This window comes from Acinetobacter sp. YH12043, assembly GCF_013419915.1.
In the GTDB taxonomy this organism is placed as follows: Bacteria; Pseudomonadota; Gammaproteobacteria; order Pseudomonadales; family Moraxellaceae; genus Acinetobacter.
On record NZ_VOZD01000001.1, the window covers coordinates 185,453 to 209,872 of the forward strand.

23 protein-coding genes and 1 pseudogene are annotated in these 24,420 nt (G+C 44.2%); 15 read left to right on the forward strand and 9 right to left on the reverse strand.

Annotated elements, in window-relative coordinates; translation table 11 throughout:
• Positions 1-246 precede the first annotated feature (246 nt).
• Complete coding sequence (hcaR, locus tag FTU01_RS00855) at positions 247-1,155, reverse strand: DNA-binding transcriptional regulator HcaR (RefSeq protein WP_159123907.1); 909 nt, start codon at positions 1,153-1,155, stop codon at positions 247-249.
• 280 nt (positions 1,156-1,435) lie between these two features.
• Here hcaR and hcaE point away from each other — a divergent pair, with 280 nt between their 5' ends.
• The 7 genes from hcaE to FTU01_RS00890 all read left to right on the forward strand — a co-directional run bounded on the left by hcaE (position 1,436) and on the right by FTU01_RS00890 (position 7,984).
• On the forward strand, positions 1,436-2,803 hold the full coding sequence (hcaE, locus tag FTU01_RS00860; protein WP_004781815.1) for a 3-phenylpropionate/cinnamic acid dioxygenase subunit alpha: 1,368 nt from the start codon (positions 1,436-1,438) through the stop codon (positions 2,801-2,803).
• On the forward strand, positions 2,800-3,318 hold the full coding sequence (hcaF, locus tag FTU01_RS00865) for a 3-phenylpropionate/cinnamic acid dioxygenase subunit beta (RefSeq protein ID WP_004781816.1): 519 nt from the start codon (positions 2,800-2,802) through the stop codon (positions 3,316-3,318). Before hcaE ends, hcaF begins: the two co-directional genes overlap by 4 nt.
• Positions 3,318-3,644 (forward strand): 3-phenylpropionate/cinnamic acid dioxygenase ferredoxin subunit, encoded by a 327-nt coding sequence (gene hcaC, locus FTU01_RS00870; protein ID WP_004781817.1) that lies wholly within the window; start codon positions 3,318-3,320, stop codon positions 3,642-3,644. Before hcaF ends, hcaC begins: the two co-directional genes overlap by 1 nt.
• 2 nt (positions 3,645-3,646) lie before the next feature.
• The gene (gene hcaB / locus FTU01_RS00875) at positions 3,647-4,462 is read left to right on the forward strand and encodes a 3-phenylpropionate-dihydrodiol/cinnamic acid-dihydrodiol dehydrogenase (protein ID WP_004781818.1); all 816 of its coding nucleotides are present in this window, start codon (positions 3,647-3,649) and stop codon (positions 4,460-4,462) included.
• A gap of 66 nt (positions 4,463-4,528) precedes the next feature.
• Positions 4,529-5,494: a 3-carboxyethylcatechol 2,3-dioxygenase gene (locus FTU01_RS00880; protein ID WP_180137796.1), complete on the forward strand. Its 966-nt coding sequence runs from the start codon at positions 4,529-4,531 to the stop codon at positions 5,492-5,494.
• 4 nt (positions 5,495-5,498) lie between these two features.
• The gene (gene hcaD / locus FTU01_RS00885; RefSeq protein WP_034704704.1) at positions 5,499-6,728 is read left to right on the forward strand and encodes a 3-phenylpropionate/cinnamic acid dioxygenase ferredoxin--NAD(+) reductase subunit; all 1,230 of its coding nucleotides are present in this window, start codon (positions 5,499-5,501) and stop codon (positions 6,726-6,728) included.
• 347 nt (positions 6,729-7,075) lie between these two features.
• Positions 7,076-7,984: a DMT family transporter gene (locus FTU01_RS00890; protein WP_180137798.1), complete on the forward strand. Its 909-nt coding sequence runs from the start codon at positions 7,076-7,078 to the stop codon at positions 7,982-7,984.
• Between the two features lie 53 nt (positions 7,985-8,037).
• Here FTU01_RS00890 and FTU01_RS00895 read toward each other — a convergent pair whose 3' ends face one another.
• A complete protein-coding gene (locus tag FTU01_RS00895; RefSeq protein ID WP_180137800.1) occupies positions 8,038-8,475 on the reverse strand; it encodes a GNAT family N-acetyltransferase in 438 nt (145 codons plus the stop codon).
• Positions 8,476-8,607: 132 nt separating this feature from the next.
• Between FTU01_RS00895 and FTU01_RS00900 the strand changes: the two genes are divergently transcribed.
• From FTU01_RS00900 to FTU01_RS00910, 3 genes and pseudogenes are all read left to right on the forward strand, one after another.
• Complete coding sequence (locus tag FTU01_RS00900) at positions 8,608-9,546, forward strand: cation diffusion facilitator family transporter (protein ID WP_180137801.1); 939 nt, start codon at positions 8,608-8,610, stop codon at positions 9,544-9,546.
• A 411-nt stretch (positions 9,547-9,957) separates the two neighbouring features.
• Positions 9,958-11,013, forward strand: a complete 1,056-nt coding sequence (locus FTU01_RS00905) for an MBL fold metallo-hydrolase (RefSeq protein WP_034704696.1) — start codon at positions 9,958-9,960, stop codon at positions 11,011-11,013.
• An 84-nt stretch (positions 11,014-11,097) separates the two neighbouring features.
• Positions 11,098-11,217 (forward strand): annotated as a pseudogene (locus tag FTU01_RS00910) (catalase-peroxidase 2); the annotation flags it as partial.
• A gap of 144 nt (positions 11,218-11,361) precedes the next feature.
• On the opposite strand, the gene FTU01_RS00915 reads toward FTU01_RS00910, so the two are convergent.
• Positions 11,362-12,882 carry a catalase gene (locus FTU01_RS00915; protein WP_004781832.1) on the reverse strand — a complete coding sequence of 507 codons (1,521 nt, stop codon included), beginning with the start codon at positions 12,880-12,882 and terminating at the stop codon, positions 11,362-11,364.
• 637 nt (positions 12,883-13,519) lie between these two features.
• Here FTU01_RS00915 and FTU01_RS00920 point away from each other — a divergent pair.
• Positions 13,520-13,696, forward strand: coding sequence for a hypothetical protein (locus tag FTU01_RS00920; RefSeq protein ID WP_004781833.1), 177 nt, complete (start codon positions 13,520-13,522; stop codon positions 13,694-13,696).
• On the opposite strand, the gene FTU01_RS00925 is transcribed toward FTU01_RS00920, so the two are convergent.
• From FTU01_RS00925 to FTU01_RS00935, 3 genes are all read right to left on the reverse strand, one after another.
• The gene (locus FTU01_RS00925) at positions 13,693-14,193 is read right to left on the reverse strand and encodes a hypothetical protein (protein ID WP_166138117.1); all 501 of its coding nucleotides are present in this window, start codon (positions 14,191-14,193) and stop codon (positions 13,693-13,695) included. The genes FTU01_RS00920 and FTU01_RS00925 overlap by 4 nt on opposite strands.
• 42 nt (positions 14,194-14,235) lie before the next feature.
• Positions 14,236-16,533: a phosphoenolpyruvate--protein phosphotransferase gene (gene ptsP / locus FTU01_RS00930; RefSeq protein ID WP_159123644.1), complete on the reverse strand. Its 2,298-nt coding sequence runs from the start codon at positions 16,531-16,533 to the stop codon at positions 14,236-14,238.
• Positions 16,534-16,624: 91 nt separating this feature from the next.
• Positions 16,625-17,107 (reverse strand): RNA pyrophosphohydrolase, encoded by a 483-nt coding sequence (locus FTU01_RS00935; protein ID WP_004781838.1) that lies wholly within the window; start codon positions 17,105-17,107, stop codon positions 16,625-16,627.
• A gap of 182 nt (positions 17,108-17,289) precedes the next feature.
• Between FTU01_RS00935 and FTU01_RS00940 the strand changes: the two genes are divergently transcribed.
• Together FTU01_RS00940 and FTU01_RS00945 are read left to right on the forward strand one after the other, a co-directional pair.
• Positions 17,290-17,940, forward strand: coding sequence for an HAD family phosphatase (locus tag FTU01_RS00940; protein ID WP_180002976.1), 651 nt, complete (start codon positions 17,290-17,292; stop codon positions 17,938-17,940).
• 156 nt (positions 17,941-18,096) lie between these two features.
• Positions 18,097-18,348 carry a DUF2789 domain-containing protein gene (locus FTU01_RS00945; protein ID WP_005232362.1) on the forward strand — a complete coding sequence of 84 codons (252 nt, stop codon included), beginning with the start codon at positions 18,097-18,099 and terminating at the stop codon, positions 18,346-18,348.
• A gap of 43 nt (positions 18,349-18,391) precedes the next feature.
• Here the strand turns inward: FTU01_RS00945 and ovoA are convergent, their stop codons facing one another.
• The 3 genes from ovoA to FTU01_RS00960 form a co-directional block, all read right to left on the reverse strand.
• Complete coding sequence (ovoA, locus tag FTU01_RS00950; RefSeq protein ID WP_257218446.1) at positions 18,392-20,515, reverse strand: 5-histidylcysteine sulfoxide synthase; 2,124 nt, start codon at positions 20,513-20,515, stop codon at positions 18,392-18,394.
• Between the two features lie 217 nt (positions 20,516-20,732).
• Positions 20,733-21,602, reverse strand: coding sequence for a LysR family transcriptional regulator (locus FTU01_RS00955; RefSeq protein WP_004781845.1), 870 nt, complete (start codon positions 21,600-21,602; stop codon positions 20,733-20,735).
• 185 nt (positions 21,603-21,787) lie between these two features.
• Positions 21,788-22,024: a DUF2061 domain-containing protein gene (locus tag FTU01_RS00960; protein ID WP_159123642.1), complete on the reverse strand. Its 237-nt coding sequence runs from the start codon at positions 22,022-22,024 to the stop codon at positions 21,788-21,790.
• A gap of 262 nt (positions 22,025-22,286) precedes the next feature.
• On the opposite strand from FTU01_RS00960, the gene leuC reads away from it, so the two are divergent.
• Both leuC and leuD read left to right on the forward strand, forming a co-directional pair.
• Positions 22,287-23,720: a 3-isopropylmalate dehydratase large subunit gene (leuC, locus tag FTU01_RS00965; RefSeq protein WP_180137803.1), complete on the forward strand. Its 1,434-nt coding sequence runs from the start codon at positions 22,287-22,289 to the stop codon at positions 23,718-23,720.
• Positions 23,721-23,741: 21 nt separating this feature from the next.
• Positions 23,742-24,392, forward strand: coding sequence for a 3-isopropylmalate dehydratase small subunit (gene leuD / locus FTU01_RS00970; RefSeq protein ID WP_005232352.1), 651 nt, complete (start codon positions 23,742-23,744; stop codon positions 24,390-24,392).
• The last annotated feature ends 28 nt before the right edge of the window (positions 24,393-24,420 follow it).

Below are 24,420 nucleotides of genomic sequence, written 5' to 3' on the forward strand. Positions count from 1 at the left end.
ATTAATCAGAATTTCAAAAATTAAAATGGGCCTTAGACTTCTTATTAGACTTAAGTTGTAAAAGAAGCCTAATTTGAGCAAAAATTAAACCTAATAAGCCATGGTCGGAGATGTTGGAAGCCAAGCTAGATGTGGTCTTTCATAGGAAAAATGAATATAAAATGAAATTTTGATCAGAAAAAATAAAAACAAAAAAGCACACGTATTCTCAGAGGAAATTACGTGTGCTGCTATAAAAATAGAAAATTAATGTGGTTCGTCGCGGTTAATGTCTAGGTAGAATACGCGAGTCAGGAGTTCCAGGAACTTCTTCACTGCGACTGAATTACTATCCTTGCGATAGCTAACATAAAGATCTAAAAAGGGAAGTTCTACATCCAGCGGGCGGATTACAGTATTGTTCATGGTCAATGGTGCGATATAGCCTGGCAGGATGGCACAGCCCAAGCCCATTCCAATCGAGTTGATATTGAACAGGATATTATCCGCCTTTTGCACAATATTAAGCTCAATGCCATTGGTCTTGGCAAATTCCATAATCGTATTGTGCAGGGTGAGTGACTGTTCTGCAGATGGAATAATAAAATCTATACCATTCAGTAATTTAACTGGAATACGGTCGTATTTCGCTAAAGGATGATCCTTCGGCAAAATGAAGATCAATGGCTCACGAATCACAAACTGGCTTTCAATTTCATCACTATGGAAATTGTGACGGGTAAAGGTCAGATCCAGTTCGCCTTTCTTCAATAATCGCATTTGCTCATTATTGTTCAGACTGAGCAATTCAATTTTTAAATCAGGGTTTTGCACGCGCAGATTCGGCAGGATATATGGGAAGATTTTCATTTCCGCGACAGGGACGAAACCGATGCGTAGCATCTGCTGCTTGGCTTGTGAGACCTGACGGGCCATGGCAATCGCCTTATCAGCTTGTGCCAGCGTCAGGCGGGCCTGTTCTAGGAATACAGCACCTTCTTCGGTCAGTTCGACTTTACGCTTGGTACGGTGTAGCAGTTTGACACCGACATCTTCTTCCAAATCTTTGATTTGCTGACTAAGTGATGGCTGAGCCGTGTAAAGTTTGAGTGCTGCCTTACTGAAGTTGAGTTCTTCAGCCACAGTAATGAAGTAGCGGAGGTGTCGTAATTCCATATCATCAGCCCGTCGAGTAATCCAAAAAATGTCTTACTATAATTTCAGAAGAGTATAATCTATAAACAACTATGTCGTGAAGATTATTTTGTCATTTAGAAAGTAAATGCTTTGGAGGGATTGATTAGTGTTTTAATATAAAAATACACGCCTAGAATAATTGCTTAAAACTATTAATTGAAACAAAAAAAATATTTCCCCAAAACCGCCCTAAAATCCATCATCGTTGAAAAGTTGAGTCTATTACTTTGTGCCATAACTGGTCACAGGAGAGCTTTTCATGAGTGGAAAAATTGATGTGCGCGAAATCGACGCTTTAGTCGATGCACAAAATGGACGTATCACGCCATCTATCTATACAGATCCTGACATTTACGAATTAGAACTTGAACGTGTCTTCGGTCGTACATGGTTATTCCTTTGCCATGAAAGCCAAATTCCTAAGGCTGGCGATTTCTTCAATACCTACATGGGTGAAGATCCAATCATCGTGGCACGCCAAAAAGATGGCTCAATCAAAGCATTCTTAAACCAATGCCGTCACCGTTCTATGCGCGTAAGCTTCGCAGACTGTGGTAATACACGTGCGTTCACTTGCCCATACCACGGCTGGTCATACGGTATTGATGGTTCTCTAAAAGACATCCCGCTTGAAGATCGTGCTTACCCACATGGTGCATGTAAAGAGCAATGGGGTCTGGTAGAAGTTAACCGTGTTAAATCATACAAAGGCCTGATTTTCGGATGCTGGGATGAAACGACTCCAGATCTAGAAGAATACATGGGCGATATCGCTTGGTACCTGGACGGCGTTGTAGATCGTCGTGAAGGCGGTACTGTGATTGTGGGTGGTGTACACAAATGGGAAATCGAGTGTAACTGGAAATTTGCAGCTGAACAGTTCGCATCTGACCAATATCACGCGTTGTTCTCTCACGCATCTGCAATTCAGGTGCTTGGTGCGAAACCAGACGACGAATCTTCTAAGAAATTAGGTGCTGCACAAACTGCTCGTCCAGTTTGGGAAACTGCGAAAGACGCGATCCAATACGGTTCACGTGGTCACGGTTCAGGCTTCTTCTTCACAGAGAAACCAGACGCAAACGTATGGGTTGATGGTGAAGTAGCAAACTACTTCCGCGAAACTTACGAAGAAGTGAAAGAACGCCTAGGTGAAACTCGTGCGCTGCGTCTTGCAGGTCACAACACCATGTTCCCTACATTGTCTTGGTTGAACGGTACTGCGACTCTTCGTGTATGGCACCCACGTGGTCCAAACAAAACTGAAGTTTGGGCATTCTGTATCTGTGATGCGGACGCGCCAGAAGATGTACAAGCAGCATTTGAACGTTCTGCAACTCGTGCCTTCGGTCCTGCTGGTTTCCTAGAGCAAGATGACTCTGAAAACTGGATCGAAATCCAAAAAGTTTTACGTGGTTACAAAGCGCGTCAAAACAAACTCATTATGGAAATGGGTAAAGGTAACGAGAAAGTACGTGAAGATGGTATCCCGGGTATCACTAACTATATTTTCTCTGAAACTGCAGCACGTGGTATGTACCGCCGTTGGGCAGATTTATTGATTCATGAAAAATGGGAAGACGTTGAAGCTGCGGCTGACGAATACGAGAAGGAGCTTATGAAATGAGTCAAATCAGTTTAGAACTTCATCACCAAATTAGTCAGTTCCTGTATCAAGAAGCCAAGCTTCTTGATGACTGGAAATTCCGCGAATGGTTAGACACGCTAGCTGAAGATATTTCTTACACGCTACGTACTACACCAAACGCTCAAACGCGTGACCGTCGTCGTTCAGTTGAACCACCTACTACCTGGGTATTCAACGATACGAAAGATCTTCTGGAACGTCGTGTTGCACGTCTAGAAACTGGTATGGCTTGGGCTGAAGAGCCTCCATCACGTACCACTCACATGGTGAGCAACGTGATTGTTGAGCCAACTGAAGTTGAAGGCGAATACGATGTGTACGTGACATACCTACTGTACCGTACTCAGAAAGAGAAAGACGTTACGATTTACTGTGGTAAACGTCATGACAAGATCCGCAAAGTTGAAGGCGGCCTGGGCTTCCAGATCTTCAACCGTAAGATCACGCTTGACCAAGTTACCTATAACTCACATAACCTGAGTGTGTTCTTCTAATGAATAAGATTTTTGTTTGCCAAGTTGACGAATTAGACGAAGGCGAAGCGTTAAAAGTGGATTGCGGCGTAAACGGTATCGAAGCGCTTGCAGTATTCAACAACGGTGGCGAATTCTTCGCAATGAACGACCGCTGTTCACACGGTAATGCTTCTATGTCTGAAGGCTACCTTGAAGACGACGGTACAGTGGAATGTCCACTTCATGCAGCTCGTTTCTGTTTGAAAACAGGTCAGGCACTTTGCTTACCAGCAACTGACCCAATTCAAACATTCCCAGTTGTACTTGAAGATGGTGCGTTATACGTAGAGATGGCAGGAGAGTAATCATGGGTTGGCTACAAGGCGAAGTTGCACTGATCACTGGTGGTGGTTCAGGTCTCGGTTGGGCACTGGTAGAACGTTTCCTGGAAGAGGGTGCACAAGTGGCCGTTCTTCAACGTTCACAGTCTAAAGTCGATGCACTGAATGCACATTTTGGTGACCGCGTGCTGGCAATCGCAGGTGATGTGGCCAGCTATGAAGACAACGTCCGTGCTGTTAAAGCGACTGTAGAGCGTTACGGTAAACTCGACTGTTTCGTGGGTAATGCCGGTATCTGGGATCACTATGCCGATATCGTCAATACTTCAGGTGAGCAGCTGGAAAAAGCCTTTGATGAGATTATGGGGATTAATACCAAATCTCTGATCTTGGGTGCCAAAGCTGCACTTGATGAGCTCGTGAAATCTGAAGGTTCGATCATTTTCACACTGTCAAATTCTGCACTTTATTCTGCAGGTGGCGGTCCGGTTTACACTGCATCAAAACATGCCGGTGTAGGCATTATGAAAGAACTGGCTTATGAACTTGCACCTAAAGTCCGAGTCAATGCCGTTGCGCCATCAGGTATGAATGTGAATATCAAAGGTGCTGCATCTTTGGGTCAGGAAAATCTTGGCCTGCTCGATGCACGTGATCCTGAGAAAATCGCCCGTGGCATGCCACTGAATTTCTTACCTGAGCCGGAAGATATGACTGGTTCATATGTGCTCTTGGCATCTCGTCAAAATAACCGTCCTTTGACTGGTGTTCTGATCAATGCAGAATGCGGTCTGGGTATTCGCGGCTTACGTCAGCCACGTGCCGGTTTCTTTGACGAATAAAAATCTAGTCTGAAATGGACTTTTCGGCAGCCTGTTCTTGGCTGCCTTCCTTTTAAGGAGTCTCTCATGGCCGTTAAACTTATTTGTGCATCGCACAGTCCTTTAATGGAATTTGCTTCACCGCAGGAAAAACGCAAAGAACAGGCTGTTCGTGAAGCGTTTGAAAAACTTTCTGCTGAAGTAAAAGCTTACGACCCAACCCTGATCATTACCTTTGGTCCTGACCATTTCAATGGTTTCTTCTATGACCTGATGCCAAGCTTCTGTGTGGGCATTCGCGCGACTGCTGCAGGTGACTGGGACTATGGTAAAGACAATGCATACATTGATGTACCAGAAGACAAAGCACTGGGCTTAGTGCGTCGTGTACTCGATGAGGGCGTGGACGTTGCGTATTCTTACCGTATGCAAGCTGACCATGGTGTGACTCAGCCATTGCACTTCCTGTGCGACGGCAAACTTGATCGTTATCCAACGATTCCAATTTTCATTAATGGCGCTGCAGCACCGATGCCAACTACGAAGCGTACCATCGCTTTAGGCCGTGCTGTAGGTCAGTTCATCAAATCTCTGAACCTTGAAAATGAGCGTGTACTTGTCCTAGGTACAGGTGGTCTGTCACACGATCCACCAACTCCGCAAATGGGTTCTGTACCACCAGAAGTGGAAGAGTTCCTGATTGCAGGTCGTAACCCGACACCTGAAGCACGTAACGCGCGTCAGTCAAAAATCATTGCAGTGGGACAAAAACTGGCAGCGGGCGACACCTCTGTTGCAGTTCCTCTGAATGCTGAATGGGATATCGCATTGCTTGAAAAATTCAAAAATGCTGATTTCGCTGCACTAGAAGCCATGACTGAAGCTGAAATCCGCCGTGATGGTGGCCGTGGTGGTCAGGAAGTCCGTTCGTGGATGGCGGCATTTGCTGCTTTAAGCGAAATGGGCGAGTACGAAATGACAACGCACTGTTATGAAGAAATCAGTGAATGGATTGCGGGCTTCGGCATCGTATCTGCAGAGTTAAAAGGTTAATGACATGAGCAACATCGAAACCATCGTAATTGTAGGTGCTGGCCAGGCAGGTGCAAGCGCGATTTTAGAACTTCGTGGCAACAAATACGAAGGTAAAATCATTCTGATCGGTGATGAAACGCATCTTCCTTATGAGCGTCCGCCACTGTCTAAAGACGTGATTCTAAAACCTGAAGAGACCAAGATTGAAATCCTGTCAGAAGAAAAACTGGCGGAACTTGGTGTAGAAACCATTCGTGGCAATGGCGTGAAAAAAATCAACGCTGAAGCGAAAACGGTTGAACTTCAAAATGGTGACGTTGTTGCTTATGACAAACTGTTGCTTGCTACAGGCGGCGCAGCTCGTCGTCTGCCGAACTTCGATGCGCTGGGTAAACATGTTTATACGCTACGTAACCTAGAAGATTCACAAGCACTGGTTCCAGTATTGCAATCAGGCCGTCGTATTGTCCTGATTGGTGGTGGCGTGATCGGTCTGGAACTGGCTTCTTCAGCACGTTTCAAAGAGTGTCAGGTAACTGTGATCGAAATGGGTCCTATGGTGATGGGCCGCTGTTCACCTCGTATCCTGAGCGAATTCCTGCTTGAACAACAACGTTTGGCAGGGATCGACGTTCGTCTGGAAACCAAAATTGCAGATTGCAAACTGGATGGTGAAGAAGTGGTGATTACCCTTGAGGGTGGTGAAGAACTTCGCGCTGATGCTGTAGTTTATGGTATTGGTATCGTGCCAAATGCACAATTGGCTGTAGAAGCTGGCCTGGATGTTGATTTCGCGATTAAAGTAAATGAAAACTGCCAGACTTCAAATGCAGACATCTATGCAGCAGGTGATGTGGCAACTCAACTTCGTAATTGCGGTAACCACCGTCGTGTCGAAACTTGGGAAAATGCCAACCTGCAAGCAGGGATCTTTGCACGTCATGTGATGGGCGTTGAGCATCCGACACCTAACCCGGCATGGTTCTGGACAGATCAGTTGGACATCAATTATCAGTTCGTAGGTGACATGGCGGCTGCTGAATGGCAAGTTCGTGGTGAAATCAATCCAGAGCTTCGCGCTGAATCATCATTCGTGATGTTTGGTGTGACTGATGGCGTTATTGTCGGCGGTATTACGGTAAATGCGGCAAAAGAAATGCGTCACCTGAAAAAGCTGATCAGCAAGAATGCAGCGTTTGAAGCAGATAAATATTTAGATCTCAGCCAGGATCTTCGTAAACTTGTGAAATAACTTTGTTTTATTGATAAGTTTACAAAAGGGCAGACCTTGGGCAACTTGGGTCTGCTTTTTTATGAGTATTAAAAAATATTGAAAGATGTAGGGACTTGATTGTGATGAGCAGTTATCATGACCTCCAATTTTGATTCTACTTATATAAGTTATAGAGTAGGTGCTTTTACTTTTAAAAGATGAGCCATATATGGCGCAAGGTAACAAAAATCTTTTGAGCATTTGAGGCTACTTCCCTGTATTCCAAAAGCTCGAGCGGCATCTATGCCGCCATCAGTATTGTTGATTGTGGATTTAAGCGAGAAGTTAGTTCAATTCTTTCTGATTAAAATTTAATTGAGTCCTTTATGAATTCAAATTCATCTCCCATGCTGGTGACGGCAAGTATTTATGCCTTGCTGGTACTGATCTGGGCAGCAACGCCACTGGCGATTGTCTGGAGCGTGCAGGAAGTGCACCCGATGTGGGTGCTGATCATCCGTTATTTCGGGGCTTCTGTGTTGGCGTTGGCGATCTTGGCAGCGATGCGTAATCCATTGCCCTTTGACCGAACCTCAATGATGAGCTATGTAGCAGGTAGTCTGAACCTCATTGGTGCGCAGTTATTTATCTATCTGGCGGCGAATTATTTGACCTCTGGCTTAATGGCATTGATTTTCGGTTTCTCACCACTGGTTGCAGGTCTAATCGGGCATGTCATCCTGAAAACCAATCGTCTGATTTGGCTGCAATGGCTCGGTATGGCAGTTGCCGTCGGTGGTTTAAGTTTTGTCTTTGCGGAATCAGCAGATAGTAAGGTGAATCCGTGGGGTGTGGTGCTAATGCTGATTAGCATGGTGTCTTATATCAGCTCGATTTTCTGGGTGAAGCAGATCAATGCACCGTTAAAACCAATGTCACAAGCAACGGGTTCTTTGATTGTTTCCTCATTGGGATCATTACTAATCATTCCTTTTATCTGGCAATCTTTCCCAACACAAACGCCAAGTATGCAGGCGCTATTCGGCTTTGGTTTTACCATGATCCTGTCTTCGATTGTGGCGATGCTCTGTTACTTCTGGCTGATTCGCCGTTTAGCCGCATCCACCGTATCCCTCAGTAATGTAATGACGCCAATCATTGCCCTGATTCTCGGTGCAACCCTGAATAACGAAGTGATCAGCAGTCATGCCTTTGCCGGAATTGCCGTGGTGATGTTCGGGATCGTGATGTACTTCTGGAAAGAATGGCGCGAGCAGTATTTTTCTAAATCTTAAAATAGATTGTTCAAGTTAAATTCAGACCTAAAAGGAAGCTTTGGCTTCCTTTTTTATTTTTGCAGTTTTAGATGCAGAATTGGGTAGGGATTACCTTCAGCATCGGTTTCTGAACGGCTGATGATCTTGAAACCATGTTTTAAATAGAAAGCAGTCGCATCAGGATTCTGCTCATTCACATCGACTTCAGTCACACCTAGAGCAAGCGCATGTTGTAATAACTGGCTGCCTATGCCTTTTCTAAATGCCGCAGGAGAGACAAACAGCATTTCCAGTTTGTTGCCTGCAATGCCCATAAAACCCAGAATCTGCTGCTGATGTTCCACATGGAACAATTGCACGTGGGTGAAATAATTATGATCAATAATCTGCTGACGGATCTTCAGGACCTGCTCGTTATTCAGGAAGTGATGCGAAGCCCGGACGGACTGCTCCCACAGTTCTAGGAGCTGAGGATGACGATCGGCAGAAGTAGGGATAATCACAGGCATGAAGATTCCGATTAAAAATGAGAACAACAAAACAATAAACAATTTATGTCAGCAGTTTATTAAGATGCAAAGAGATAAAATGAAAAATCAAATAGATCCATCTGTTTGAGAAAAAAATTAGGACAACTTTGAATGTCATCTGAATCTAATAAAATTGTGGTCTATGCAGCATTATTTGGCAACCTGGCTATTGCGCTGGTGAAGTTTATTGCGGCCTATATCACCAATAGTTCTGCGATGCTGAGTGAAGCGATTCACTCGGTGGTTGATACACTGAATGAAATTCTGCTGCTGTATGGTATGAAAAAGGCTGAGCAGCGCCCTGATGCCTTGCATCCTTTCGGCTATGGACGTGAACTGTACTTCTGGGCCTTTATCGTGGCCTTGATGGTCTTTGCTCTAGGTGCCATTGTGTCGATCTACCAGGGCATCCAGCACATTATTCATCCTGAAGAAATGCAGGATCCGATGATCAACTACGTGGTGCTCGGTATTGCCATTCTATGTGAAGGTTTTTCATGGTTTGTCGCATTGAAAACATTCCGAAAAATGAAAGGGAAAATGGGCTATTTTGAAGCCTTTAGACGCAGCAAAGACCCAACAACCTTTACCGTGTTATTTGAAGATACAGCTGCATTGATCGGTCTGTTTATTGCCTTGACCGGTATCTTCCTGGCACATCAACTGAATATTCCTGAGCTGGATGGCGCAGCTTCAATTCTGATTGGTGTTGTGCTGGCGGTATCGGCCTGGTTGCTGGCACGTGAAACCAAAGGCCTATTACTGGGTGAAACAGCAGATCCTAGACTGCGTGAAAATGTACTTAACATTGCTCAGCAGGATGCTGCGGTCTATAGCGCCAATGGTGTACTCACCGAGCAGATGGGCGCGCATCAGGTGATTGCCTCCTTAAGTCTGGAATTTAAAGATGACCTTACTTCTGATGAAATCGAAGCTTGCGTCAACCGGATTGAAGCGCAGATCAAACAGCTACACCCTGAAATTATTACTCTGTTTGTGAAACCTCAAACCAAAGCGGTATGGCTGGAACGGACCCAAGGTCGTATTTGAGGAAGTGAAGATTTCAGCAGATAACTTTCGTCGGATAGTCAGGAGGGCATCAAGCGTGATTACATGAATACGGAATAAAAATTTAGGTCATGAAATCATGTACAGTCAGGTATGGAGTGAGAATTGTCGGATGAATATCGATCATTCTCCTGTCTTTTTAGAAAGCAGAATGGACACAAACTTGATCTCGAGTATTCATTTTTTTAGAAGCTTTTCATCGGTTTTAGTCTTTCCATGGGCTCGATGTTTTGCTAAAAATAACAAAAACATAAATGAATCTTAGGCACGTATTTCATACTATGCTGAAATACCGAAGTATATAAGTTTGTATGCGATTTAAAGAGATGCTCCGTTTGAAAATTCCAGGTGGATGCTGTCTTGCATATAACAAATAATAAATAGTGGATATTTATGCAAGATCTTTTCAAGACTAAAAAATTTCAGCTTGAGACTGAGTCCAGTTGGAAACATCTCTGGTCCAAGCCGGTATTTGATTATCTACATTCCGATCATTTTGATGGTGAGCGGTTTAAGAATCTGGAGCATCATTCGCTCGAGCAGAGTCGCTTTGACTTGTATAAATGGTTATTCACCAGAAAATCCAGAACTTGGGAAGTAAATCTGGAACAGGAACGTGCCGAGTTTTTTTCACGTCCGCGTGCTTTACCACAAAATCGGCCGGAAGCCACTTTAGATGACTGGCAAATCTGGTTTATTGGGCATGCTACCGCTCTGATCCAGATCGGGCCGTATAATTTTCTGACTGATCCGGTCTGGTGTGAATATGCCAGTCCTTCTGCATCCCGAGGGCCACAGCGCGTCATTCCTGCTGGCATTGCCCTGGATGAGCTGCCGCATATTGATGCCGTATTGCTCAGCCATAACCATTATGATCATATGGATCTGGCGACCTTGGCCTGGCTGCATCAGACCTATCAAATGCCGATCTATACTGGCCTTGGCAATGGCTGGTACCTGCCTAAAGACTATAATGTCATTGAAATGGACTGGTGGGAAAATGCATTTTTTGAAGATATCCAGATTGTCTACTCGCCAGCACAGCATGCTTCAGGACGTGGAATGCGCGATCAGAACTGTGCATTATGGGGCGGTTTTTCCTTGTTGAATGGTAAGGATCATTGCTATTTTGCCGGGGATAGCGGCTATGCGCCGCATTTCAAGGAAATTCGCAAACGCCTTGGACCACCACGAATTGCGCTGTTGCCGATCGGTGCCTATGAACCGCGTGAACTGATGCGCAATATTCATATGAATCCGGAAGATGCTTTTCATGCCCATCAGGACTTAATGGCACGTTGTTCTATGGCCATTCATTATCGGACCTTCCAGCTCACTGATGAAGCACGTGACCAGCCTGAAAATGAACTGCAGCATATTATTCAGCATTCATCCAAGCTGATTAACCCGTTTTACTGTATTCGTGAAGGCAAACGGATTATTGTCTAAGGGCTTAAGATCACTCCTGTATAACGATTGAGTCGTTAGCTAGCATATAGAGTAGCTCTCATTTGTATAGGATTAAATCCTATGCTGAAGGGTACAGGTGCCAATCGTGGTGGAAACAAGCATGGCATACTGACTGATCGGGTGGGTATGTTGAGCAATGATTTCTTCGTGAATCTGATGGATATGAAAAAGATCTGGGTACCGGTAGAAGAACCTTTTTGAAATCCGTGACCGTCAAACACATGACCTGAAATGAACTGCAATTCATATTCCTAATGCTTTAATTTAACACCAATAAAAAAACCACCCTCGGGTGGTTTTTTATTCGCTCAGTTCAAGCTAAAAAACTTAGAGAAAGCTTGGTAGGCCTTTAGCTGGATCAGTTGCTCGAGCCATCTGGGCATCAGCTACGCTCATCCCAAGAGCTTGAGCAATACCTTCACCATAGGCGGGATCACAGGCATAACAGTTACGGATATGACGGTACTTGATGAAATCAAGCGCATCACCCATTGCGGCTGCGGTATTATTAAATAGAGCCTGTTTCTGCTCATCATTCATCAGGTTGAACAGGGCACGTGGCTGGCTGAAGTAGTCATTATCATCTTTGCGATAATCCCAGAAATCTGCATCACCCGTGATTTTGAGAGGGGGCTCTCTGAATTCTGGCTGTTCCTGCCACTGGCTGAAACTGTTCGGCTCATAATGCGGCAATGAACCATAGTTGCCATCCATACGGCCCAAACCATCACGGTGATTTGAATGTACCGGGCAACGTGCGGCATTGACCGGAATCTGGGCATGATTCACACCTACACGGTAACGCGCTGCATCAGCATAATTGACCAAACGTGCCTGTAGCATGCGATCCGGTGAATAGCTGATACCTGGTACCAGATTGCTTGGCGCAAAAGCGGCTTGTTCTACGTCCTGGAAATAGTTTTCCGGATTACGGTTGAGTTCGAATTCACCTACTTCAATTAGTGGATAATCACCTTTCGGCCAGACTTTGGTCAGGTCAAACGGATGATAAGGCACTTTCTCGGCATCTGTTTCAGGCATGATCTGAACGTACATTTTCCATTTCGGATAATCGCCACGTTCAATCGCATCAAACAGGTCGGTTTGACTGCTTTCACGGTCTTTAGCAATCAACTCTGCTGCCTCAGCATCAGTCAGATTCTTGATACCTTGCTGGGTACGCATATGGAATTTTACCCAAAAGCGTTCATTTTGGGCATTGATAAAACTGTAGGTATGACTGCCGAAACCGTGCATATGACGGTAACCAGCCGGAATCCCACGATCGGACATTACGATGGTAACTTGATGTAGTGCTTCCGGCAATAAAGTCCAGAAATCCCAGTTATTGGTGGCGCTACGTTTATTGGTTTTCGGATCACGTTTTACTGCTTTGTTTAAGTCAGGAAATTTACGTGGATCACGCAGGAAGAATACCGGTGTATTGTTACCGACTAGGTCCCAGTTCCCTTCTTCGGTATAGAATTTCAGGGCAAAACCACGAATGTCACGTTCTGCATCAGCTGCACCGCGTTCACCAGCGACGGTCGAAAAACGGGCAAAGAGTTCAGTTTTTTTACCGACTTCCGAGAAAATTTTTGCACGGGTATATTCGGTAATGTCATTGGTTACGGTAAAGGTACCAAATGCACCTGAACCTTTTGCGTGCATACGGCGCTCAGGAATCACTTCACGAACAAAGTTAGCCAGTTTTTCATTCAGCCATAAATCTTGGGCCAGCAATGGGCCACGGCTACCTGCCGTCATACTGTTCTGGTTGTCGACTACAGGTGCGCCAGCTTCAGTAGTCAGATGGGTGACAGGGCACTTTTTCATATCTTGGCTCATATTTCTCTCCAAGCGTTGAGAATTTTATTCGTTATTCCAGCATTCAAAAAAATCATCTATAAGCGCAGGAATAACATTAGGGGCTTTATTTCCAACAGATTTTTAATTAAGTGAGTTGTTGAATTGGGTGTTTTGGCAATAAGTTTGGTTTTTCTGTAACTTCAGAAAATACTGCCTAAATGAATAAAAATTAAGTCATTGAAAATAAATAATCTAATTTGAACATAAGATATTTCTAGAAATGTGACAATGTTAAAATATGCAAATTTTTTACTCAGTTTAAAATGATTAAGTAAGAAAATCAGAATTTAAGATGTCTTCTCTAAGTCAGAAAAATGCTTCAATATCTCTTTTAGATTTCATTAGGTTTTATTAAATATTTATTAAGTTATTAATTTTATAAATATTTTTTAAATAGAAAGATTTAAGGATTAAAATTCAAGGATTAAACAGGTAGTTAAATCAGCATTCTCTTGCTCACAATTTTCTGATTTTTACAGCAAGAATATCTACCAAATTATCTATTTTCTGGAAAATATTTAAGTCCTGATCTGCTTGAAAATTGGCCAGTCGCCCTTATAATCATTTCACATCCCGAGCGGATCATTTCCTTAGTCCAAATTAAACAGAGAGCAAGATGGCAAAGAAAAAAGCTGTAGAGGCAGTCATGCCAAACTTCGTGGCCAAACATATGCATGAAGTCAATAAAAGCCAGGTTTTTGTAGACCGGAAGAAAAATGCAAAACGTGGTTATACCAAGCACAAACAAGGGCGATATCAACAAGATGATCGCCCTTTTTTATGGGCGGCTTAGGGCGGCCAGGAAGAAGTGGATCTGCTTTGGACAGGAGCTGACTTTAAGGGATTCTGGAGGGTATAGTGAAAAGATGAATTTCTTTTCGAAGAATGCGGTGAAGTCCGCCGGGTGGTTGAAGAAGCTTCTTCGGGAAACATATTTTGAAAAAAACGGGGCAGGGTCGCAGAACTCGAAGATCTATTTGGATCAGCATCAGCCATAGGCCGGGTTTGCTGAAAACTGGCAAATTTTCCTAGCTGTTGCCGATACAGTTTTGCGGCAATGACCGATGGATCATTCTTGCCTAAACGCCGTTGCTGGGTACGAGAAATTTCAATTCCCCATAAGGGACAGGCTTTAGGACGTTCAGTTTCACGGATATACTGATGACTGGTACTTGTGTTATTACGACCACGAGAAGATGTATATCTGGATTTTTGCGAACGTAAGGCCGGTGCAACAATAATAAAATAAAACGCTGCAGCCAGCATAAGCAGGATAAGCACAAATTCCATAAGTACCTCGACAGATGCAGAGGAACCTGGAAAAGTTCCTCCTTAAGCGCTGACCATACGGGTGGTGGATTTCACCATATCTCCTAAACCATGTGTTCTAAAATAATGCTCCATCCAGCTTTTTACCATGAGTGGATTGTCCAGTTTTAGTACATGTTTGAGTAATTCCTGTGCATCAGGCATCGGTACATGACAAATCGTTTTTCGGACTCTCAAAATATTGCTAGAACTCATGGACAGGGTATTGAATCCCATGGCCATTAATAGTACGGCCGATAGAGGATCACCGGCCATTTCACCACAGATACTGATCGGTTTGTTATTACGGTGACAATCCTCTACCAGACGGGTCAGGGCACGCAGGATCGCTGGATGTAAGTGTGAATAGACATTGGCCACACGTGGATTATTCCGGTCTACAGCAAGTAAATATTGGGTCAAATCGTTAGAACCGACCGAGAAGAAATCGACCAGTTCAGAAAATTCATCAATCTGATGCAGTACGCTTGGTACTTCGACCATAATTCCGATTTGCGGTTTGGTAATTTTGACCTGCTCTTCTTCCTGAACGGCATAATGATCACGCTCTAACAGATACAGTGCTTCTTCAACTTCACTGACACTGGTCACCATCGGCAACAGGATATGCAGATTGTTCAGACCGATACTGGCTTTTAGCATGGCGCGAATCTGTGAAGAAAAGATTTCAGGATGATCCAGCGTGAAACGAATTCCGCGCCAGCCCAATGCTGAATTTTCTTCTTCAATCGAGAAATATGGCAGGTCTTTATCTGCACCAATATCCAGCGTTCGCATGACTACCGGTTTATTGGCAAAGTGACTCAGTTGCTGCCGGTAAATGGCACGTTGTTCCTCTTCGCCCGGGAAGCGGTCACGTAGCATGAACGGGATTTCCGAACGGTATAGGCCAACACCTTTGGCACCACGCTGTACACCACGAACCACATCAATCATCAGGCCGGTATTTACAAACAGACGTACAGCGGTACCATCTGGCGTAATTGCATCTTTGGTCTCGTATTGACGTAGATCTTTGGCAATCTGTTCTTCTTCTTTCTGAATTTCTTTATAGCGGGTACGCAGACGACGTGGTGGATTGATAAAGATACGGCCCTGATGCGCATCGACAATCATCTCGACGTCATCCAGGGTATTGATTGGCAGTTCAGTCACACCCACGACAGTCGGAATACCGAGTGCGCGTGCCACAATCACCATGTGCGAATTCATGGCACCTTCAGTGGTGACAATTGCTGCAATCTTATCGACAGGTAACTCCACCAGTGCAGCCGTTGAAATTTCTTCACCAATCAGGATACTTTCATCTGTCAGTTCGCGATGGCTTTCATCGGCTTCCTGCAACTTGGCCAGAATACGACGTCCCAGATCTTTTAGATCAGCGACACGTTCACGCAGGTAATCATCCTCCATCTGGGCAAACTGCGCCACATGGTTATCAATCACGATCCGAACCGCACCTTGTGCCCAGTGACCATCACGAATCAGTGCTTTAATCTCCGATGGTAGGGCATTTTCATCCAGCATACGCAGGAACACACTGAACAAAGCACGTTCTTCGGCCATCAGCGCATCCTGCATTTTGTCATCCAGGAACTGAATTTCTTCACGCACCGAATTTAAAGCATTATCTAGCAAAGCCAGTTCTTCGCTAATATCATCTGCTTCACGATCCGGAACAGCGCCCAGATCTGCAGGTGGATAAAGCACAATGGCACGGCCGAGTGCGATACCGCCAGAACCCGATACGCCCTGGAAGGTTTTATATGCCGGTAAATTATTTGGCTTGCGGAATACATCAATATTACCGACTGCGTGAGCGTGAGCGATTACGCCCGAAAGCTGGGCACATAGCGTAACCAGGAATGATTCAGCCGCTTCACTAAAATCCTGGGATTCTTTATTTTGGACCACCAGTACGCCCATGACCTTACGGCGGTACATGACTGGAACGCCCAGAAAGGAATTATAAATTTCTTCGCCCGTTTCCGGTAAATACAGGAAACGATCATGCTTAGGGGCATTGTCGAGGTTAACGATTTCCTCACGCTGACCCACCAGACCAACCAGACCTTCACCGGTATGTAGAGACACATGACCGACAGCTTCAGGCTTCAGGCCTTTAGATGCCATCAACAGATAGCGCTGGTTGCGTTCATCGAGCAGATAAATGGAGCAGACATCCACATGCATGGCCTCAGCGACCTGATTGACCATAATATCGAGTGATTCATGCAAACTGGTAGACGCATTAATCTCTTGGACAATGCGTCTCAGGGTATCCAGTTGCATATTCGACATGGGGGCTGCTCCGTATTTTTTTAGAAGTCCGGTAATTTAGTTTATTTATAACAATAGCCGAGCAAAAAATCTGCACATGCACGCGATTTTTTTAAGGTTTTTGTTGTGGTAATTGCTGACAGAGTTCAATCATGGCCTTGCGATAAACATCGCGTTTAAAATTCACCACTTGGCCTAATGGATACCAGTAACTGACCCATTGCCATTGATCAAATTCGGGCGGATCGGACAGATCAAGTTGAATGTTCTGTACGGGCGCCGTCAGTTTGAGTAAAAACCACTTCTGTTTTTGACCGATACATACCGGATCTGAATCCGTGCGAATGTATCGATACGGCAAACGATAACGCAACCATCCTTTGGTCTGCGCGATAATCTGGACGTGTTCAGGCAGTAAGCCAACTTCTTCTCTCAGCTCACGATAAAGTGCCTGCTCAGGGGTTTCTCCATATTGGATACCTCCTTGTGGAAATTGCCATGCATTATGACCAATGCGTTTTGCCCATAAAACCTGTCCAGCATCGTTTGCCAAAATGATCCCGACATTCGGTCGGAAACCTTCTGAGTCGATCATTTGGCTACCTAAAATTGTTTAATTTATGCCTTTGCTTTCGGGGAATATTATTTCTTTATCCAACTCGAAAAAAAGCAAAGTTTAAAAATGTTAAAATTGCTATGATCTTAACGAATTTCTATCGACTAGCGGAGATAGATTTACAATTTTTTTCTTAAATTTCAGTTTTTACGAGTATTTTCATGAAATTGGCGCTATTTGATCTCGATCACACCCTGTTAAACACCGATTCGGATCATTCCTGGGGGGAATTCCTGGTCAATGAAGGCCTGGTGGATCCCGTTCATCACCGCGCCATGAATGACAAGTTCTATGAGGACTATAAAAAGGGTCAACTGGATCCCTATGCCTATAATGAATTTGTGTTCCAGTTTTTGACCCAACATGACCATGATTATCTGACCGAATTACATCAACTGTTCATGCAAAAAGTCATTCGCCCCCAGATGCGTCTGGAAGGTTTTAAAGCGATTCAGCGCCATAAAGATGCAGGGCATGAAATTGTAGGCATTACTGCAACTTCGGACTTTATTACTGCACCGATTTTCCGTGAGTTTGGGATTACTGAAATTATTGCCACCAATGCTGAAGTCGTTGATGGTAAATATACCGGTAAGGTGACCAATATTGCCTGCTATCAACAAGGTAAACTGACCCGTCTGGAACAATGGTTGGCTGGTCGTGACGTGACCGAGTCTTGGGCATATTCAGATTCAATCAATGACCGTTTTCTGCTGGAACATGCGGATCATGCCATTGCTGTGAATCCGGATGATCGTCTGGAAGCACTGGCCAAAGAACAGGGCTGGGAAATTCAGGACTGGTCGATTTAAGCAATTCTTTTGATTTAATCAGGCACAACTTCGGTTGTGCTTTTTTATAAGCAGAATAGGGTACTTTTTGACATGCCCGTTGCTGAATAAACATGCTATGCTCAGAATAAATAAAGCAAGTCGACAATAACGATAGCAAGCGCTGAGGTAATGAAAATGACCCAAGTTAGACCACGTATGACTCATCTATTTGCACAGTTAGGTCTGGATTCGAGTGCAGAAGGGATTGCCCAATTTATTCATGAGCATCAATTACCCAAAGATGTAAACCTGATGGAGGCGCCGTATTGGTCAGATGCACAGCGCCAGTTCCTGGCTGAAAAAATTGCTTCAGATGGAGAATGGGCCATTGTGGTGGATCAGCTCAATGAATCTCTGCATGAGGATGCCACTAGCGGAATTGAGTAGTGAACAAAAAGCCAATCAACTGATTGGCTTTTTTATTTTGGAATTATCGTACCCTTTTCCATAAAGTTATTTGGGACAGGGTATGTTGATATTTACGCGCTGTTTCTCGGATCACAAAAGGCACATCCACAGGTTCGTCCAGCATTTCAAAATGTGGACTTAGCAAAGCTTTGATGCCCTCTAAGGTACTCAGGTTTTCTCCCGCCTGCTTAAATCCGCCGATCCATTCACTGCGTGCTGTATGTTCTTCCAGCCAGGTATAAGGCGAGGCCAGCATCAGGATGCCGCCCATATTCAGGCGATTATGAATTTCACTTAGAAAAGCTTTAGGATGATGCAGACGATCAATCAGGTTGGCTGCCAGAATGAAATCATAATCTTTGAATTGCGGTTTCATATTGCAGGCATCGGCCTGATAAAACTCGACCTTATTGGCAACCTGTTCAAGTTCAAGTTCTGCCAGTGAGCAGGATTTATATTCCACCAGTTCGCCCTCAACAGGAATGCTATAGCGCAGGGTTTCGCCTTGGGCCAGCACCACACCTTGCTGAATAAAACGGGCTGAAAAATCCAGACCTGTGACCTGATCAAAATCCTGAGCCAGTTCAAAGCTGGCGCGCCCGGTTGCACACCCGATATCCAGCGCTTTATAGCATGGAATGTTTTGAAAATAAGGACGGGCCAGTTGAATGAGGCTTTGGGCAAAGTTTGGAACAGCAAAATATTCCGCCCCATACTGGAATTCCAGATATTGGGAAATCAGCTGATCGCTTTCATATTGAGAGTGAAACTGCGGTGATGTCTCTTCCGCGGCAACATAGCGAAAACCGGCATGCTGGAAAAAATGTCGCCGGAACGCATAGCGTGAACTGTGCAGGGCTTCATTGCCAGCTGAAATCCAGGAACCGCCTTTAATCAGATGATGTTGGCCATCGAAGGTCGGGGTACTAAAATCATCATAGAAAGGATGGACTTGAAAGCCTTCGAAAGGATAAATCGGGGTCTCGGTCCATTGCCAGACATTGCCCTGAACATCATAAAAATCGCCATGCTGAAAATGATCCACCGGAAAAGAGTTAGGGCCATATTTTAATTCAATATTGGCTTGCTCAGGACTTGGTAATTTTGGATCCAGTCCTGAAACTGCATACAATCGATACCATTCATCCTCAGTGGGCAGACGAATGGATTCTCCGGTCTGTGTTGATTTCCAGTTACAGAAAGCTTTGGCTTCATGATAATTCACTTCGACTGGCCAGTCCCAAGGCATTGGAACTTCTTCCAGCATCAGTCTTAAGGACCAACCCAGTTCCGTTTTGACCCAGAAGGTAGGATGTGTGGCTTGAGAAAATGCTAACCATTGCTGGCCCTCTTCAGTCCAGTAGTCAGCTGTCTGATAACCTTCTGCTTCAACAAAGGCTAAAAACTCCTGATTGGACACCAGATATTTAGAGGCTTCGAATTCTGCAATTTCGGCATGATGGTGGCCGTATTCATTGTCCCAGCCATAAAAAGCATGTTCGAAATTTTTATGTAAATTGACCTGACCTGCCGGTACCTTTACCAGACTATTTTCAGGCGCAATACCGGTAATGACATTGGCACGCCACTGCGGATGATTCTGTACATAACGTAACTGATGCTGGCGAATTAAAACTGAAGAGGTTTCCAGATGAATCCGTTCATGCTCAATGCCCATGATGATGGTCCACCAGGGATTGTGCCAGTTCAATGGAAGTTGTAGCGGCGCATGTTCTATCACTTTCAAGACCAGGGCACGCACCTGATGCCGGTAATCACGTACCGCCTGAATGCTAGGCCAGTGATAGTTCTGTTCATCCAGATCATCCCAGCTCATTTCATCTACACCAATCGCGAAGATACTTTCCAGATGCGGATTTAAACGTTCCGGGATCAGTTGAGCCAGCAACAGCTTATTGATAAAAAAAGTGGCAGTATGACCAAAATAAAAGATCAGTGGATGACGTAAGGCAATCGGTTTGTCATAAAAGGCTTCTTCATTTTTCAGACAGTCAAACAGTTGCTCATAGGTGTCAAAGGTATTTAGAAAATAATCACGTAATACGGCACGCGCTGTCGGTTCATCTTCAAAATCAAGGTTGGGAGTCGGGTGTAGCGTTGGTTTAAGCGGTTTCCATAAACCCATTTCTTCGAGCAGGTCATGAGAAGAAGATAATAAAGTTTTGGAATCAGAAGATTTGATCTGCATTCTGTGCTTCCTTGAATACGTTTTAATTTTTCATCTTCAGGAAAATGAATTTGATACTTTTAAAAGTACTTGAAAGGAAGCAACTGATGCGATGTATTTAGGTAACAAAATGCTGCATCGATATCGATGCAGCAGAGAAATGTGAAAATTAATTTTAAATTGACGGGCCTTGCATCAGTTGAACCAATGCTTCAGCCGCCTTCGATTGAGTACGACCCGGATGCCAGACCATACCGAGCTGACGGTTCATTTCCAGATTCAGATCCAGTTCTTGCAGGTCATGGTTGACCAGGGTTTTGGGCAAGACTGACCAGCCTAAACCAATCGAAACCAGCATCCGGATGGATTCAAGCGGGTTATTGCTCATGGTCGTTTTCGGCTTGATGCCCTGCTTTTCAAACTCGGCCATCGTAATCTGCGTAGTATAGGTCTGCGCAGAAGGCAGCAGGCTTGGGTAATTCACCAGATCTTCAAGAGACAGGTTTTTTTGCTGAGCCAGTGGATGGAATGGTGCGACCACAAAAACCAGAGGATCATTCCAGATAGTGACATATTTTAGGCGTTCATCACCATGCGGTGGCAAGGTCAGGAAAGCCAGTTCCAGATCACCAGCAATGACCTGTTCATGCGCCTGTTCAGAATCTACAAAATGTACATCTAGCGTCACATTTGGATATTGCTGTACATATTCACGCAGATGGCTCGGTAAATGATGCAGGCCAATATGATGGCTGGTGCCAATTTTCAGTTTGCCTTGGACCTGACCTTGTTCATGACTCAGGGTGTAGTGAATATCACCCAACTCGTTCAGCCAGTTTTTTACCTTAGGCAGCAGGGAATGTGCCGCATGAGTGGCCTGAACACCACGGCCCGCAGATTCAAATAATTTCACCCCAAAATATTCTTCCAGACTGTGAATACGTTTGGTCACAGCCGGTTGGGTAATAAAAAGCTGATCTGCAGCCAAAGAAATCGAACCTGTTTCCATGACTTTTACAAAGGCTTCAAAAGCTGCGAGATTCATCTTGATCACCTATAAAGTTTTTTTATGCTTAAGTTTATTATTGTAATAATTTAAGAATAAATCAAAGTAAAAATATAGAACTATTGGTTTAATGTTGAATTAATACACATTTTTAAATGTTTTATTTTATGTCATAAAAAAAGCCACCGAGGGTAGGTGGCTCAAAGAGGAAGATCGACAAAAAATTATGCGGTGATTTCCTCATCCTGTTGCTGGCTTTTTGCTTCCCAGATTTTCTCGTGGAAGAAGAAAGCAACTGCCTGTACAGTCGGTTCTAATAAACTCAAGGCAATCGCCATGGTTAAACTGCCTGTGACAAAATAGCCCACTAACATCGCGACAGTGATGTGCATGATGTAATAGCTAAATGTCTTTTTGAACATGCGCTGATTGTTGTCTACGAAACGTTGAATATGTGCCATGTGGATCTTCCTCAAAACAAATGATCTGTGCCGATGAGGAAATAATAATAATTCTCATTTAATTTGTAAAAACGAATATTTTTAATAAAACGATCGGAAAATTAGATTTATAAAAAGAGAGCTAAACCATGATTTAATTTAAGTTTTAAAAGATTCCAAAAAGTTTTTTAACTAATAAAAATGATAAATTAGATTTATGTGAATGCAGCGATATAATCAAAATTAGCGAAAGAATTTACCCAGTCCAGTGGAGCACATCGACATGGCAGGCGAGACCCAAACAGCAAAAACATTATACGATAAGTTATGGGATGACCATTTAGTAAAACAACGAGATGATGGTTCAGCTCTACTTTATATCGACCGTCATTTATTGCATGAAGTGACTTCGCCACAAGCCTTTGAAGGCTTACAACTTGCTGGCCGTAAGCCATGGCGTTTAAGTGCCAATATTGCGACACCTGACCATAACGTACCGACCTCTAAAAAAGAGCGTGAGCAGGGCGTGGCTGGGATTGAAGATGATACTTCACGTATCCAGGTACAAACCCTGGATGATAACTGTAAGACGTTCGATATTGTTGAATTTGATATTAACGATATTCGTCAAGGCATCGCGCACGTTGTTGGTCCTGAGCAAGGCTTAACCTTGCCAGGTATGACCGTTGTATGTGGTGACTCACATACTGCAACACATGGTGCATTTGGCTGCTTGGCACACGGGATTGGAACATCAGAAGTTGAACATGTATTGGCAACCCAATGCCTGGTTCAGAAGAAAATGAAAAATATGTTGGTACGCGTTGACGGTAAATTGGGTCAAGGCGTAACACCGAAAGATGTGGTTTTAGCCATTATCGGTAAAATCGGAACTGCAGGCGGTACAGGTCACGCGATTGAATTTGGTGGTCAGGTGTTCCGTGACATGTCGATTGAAGGCCGTATGACCGTGTGTAACATGGCAATCGAAGCGGGTGCACGTGTCGGTATGGTCGCAGTCGATGAAAAAACCATTGAGTATGTTAAAGGCCGTCCATATGCACCGAAAGGCGAGCAATGGGATCAGGCGGTTGCGTACTGGAAGACCTTGCACTCCGACGAAGGTGCTCACTTCGATACAGTTGTAGTGTTACAAGGTGAAGAAATTGAACCGCAAGTGTCTTGGGGGACTTCTCCTGAGATGGTGATTCCGGTGTCTCAAGCGGTTCCAACTTTGGAACAGGCCAAAGATGATGTACAGCGCAATGACTGGAACCGTGCTTATCAATATATGGGCTTAACTGCAGGTCAGCCTTTAGCAGATATTCAGTTAGACCGTGTATTCATCGGTTCTTGCACCAACTCACGTATCGAAGATATTCGTGCTGCGGCTGAAGTAATCAAAGGCCGTAAAGTGGCTTCTAGCATTAAGCAGGCCATGGTCGTTCCGGGTTCGGGTTTAGTGAAACAGCAGGCAGAATCTGAAGGTTTGGACAAAGTCTTTATCGAAGCTGGTTTTGAATGGCGTGAACCAGGCTGTTCTATGTGCTTGGCAATGAATGCTGACAAATTGCAGCCAGGCGAACATTGCGCCTCAACTTCAAACCGTAACTTTGAAGGTCGTCAAGGTAATGGTGGTCGTACCCACTTGGTGAGCCCAGCCATGGCGGCGGCGGCGGCGATTGCCGGTCACTTTGTTGATGTCCGTTCATTTTAATTGGTACGCAGGAGCAGAAATATGAAAGCTTATACCGTTGAACAAGGTATTGTTGCACCCTTAGACCGTGCCAATGTCGATACAGATTTAATTATTCCAAAACAGTTTTTGAAATCGATCAAACGTACCGGTTTCGGTGAAAACCTGTTTGATGAATTGCGTTATTTGGATGAAGGTTATCCGGGTCAGGATAACTCGGTTCGTCCGATTAACCCGGACTTCGTGTTAAACCAGCCACGTTATCAAGGTGCATCGATTTTAATTTCTCGTGCTAACTTTGGTTGCGGTTCAAGCCGTGAGCATGCGCCGTGGGCATTGAATGAATACGGTTTCCGTACTGTGATTGCACCAAGCTTTGCTGATATTTTCTTTAATAACTGTTTTAAAAATGGCATGTTGCCGGTGATCTTGCCGGAAGAAACGGTTGATCAGTTATTTAAAGAATGTGCAGCAGCTGAAGGTTATCAGCTAACGATTGATCTGGAAGCGCAGGAAGTTCGTACACCAAATGGCGAAAGTTTCAAGTTTGAAGTGGACCCATTCCGTAAGCATTGTTTGTTAAATGGTTTGGATGATATTGGCTTAACTTTGCAGGCAGCAGATGATATTCGGGCCTATGAAGAAAAAACCAAACAATCACGCCCATGGGTATTTGCTGAAATTCATTCATAAAACAGCAAAAATTGTCATGGCATGACTG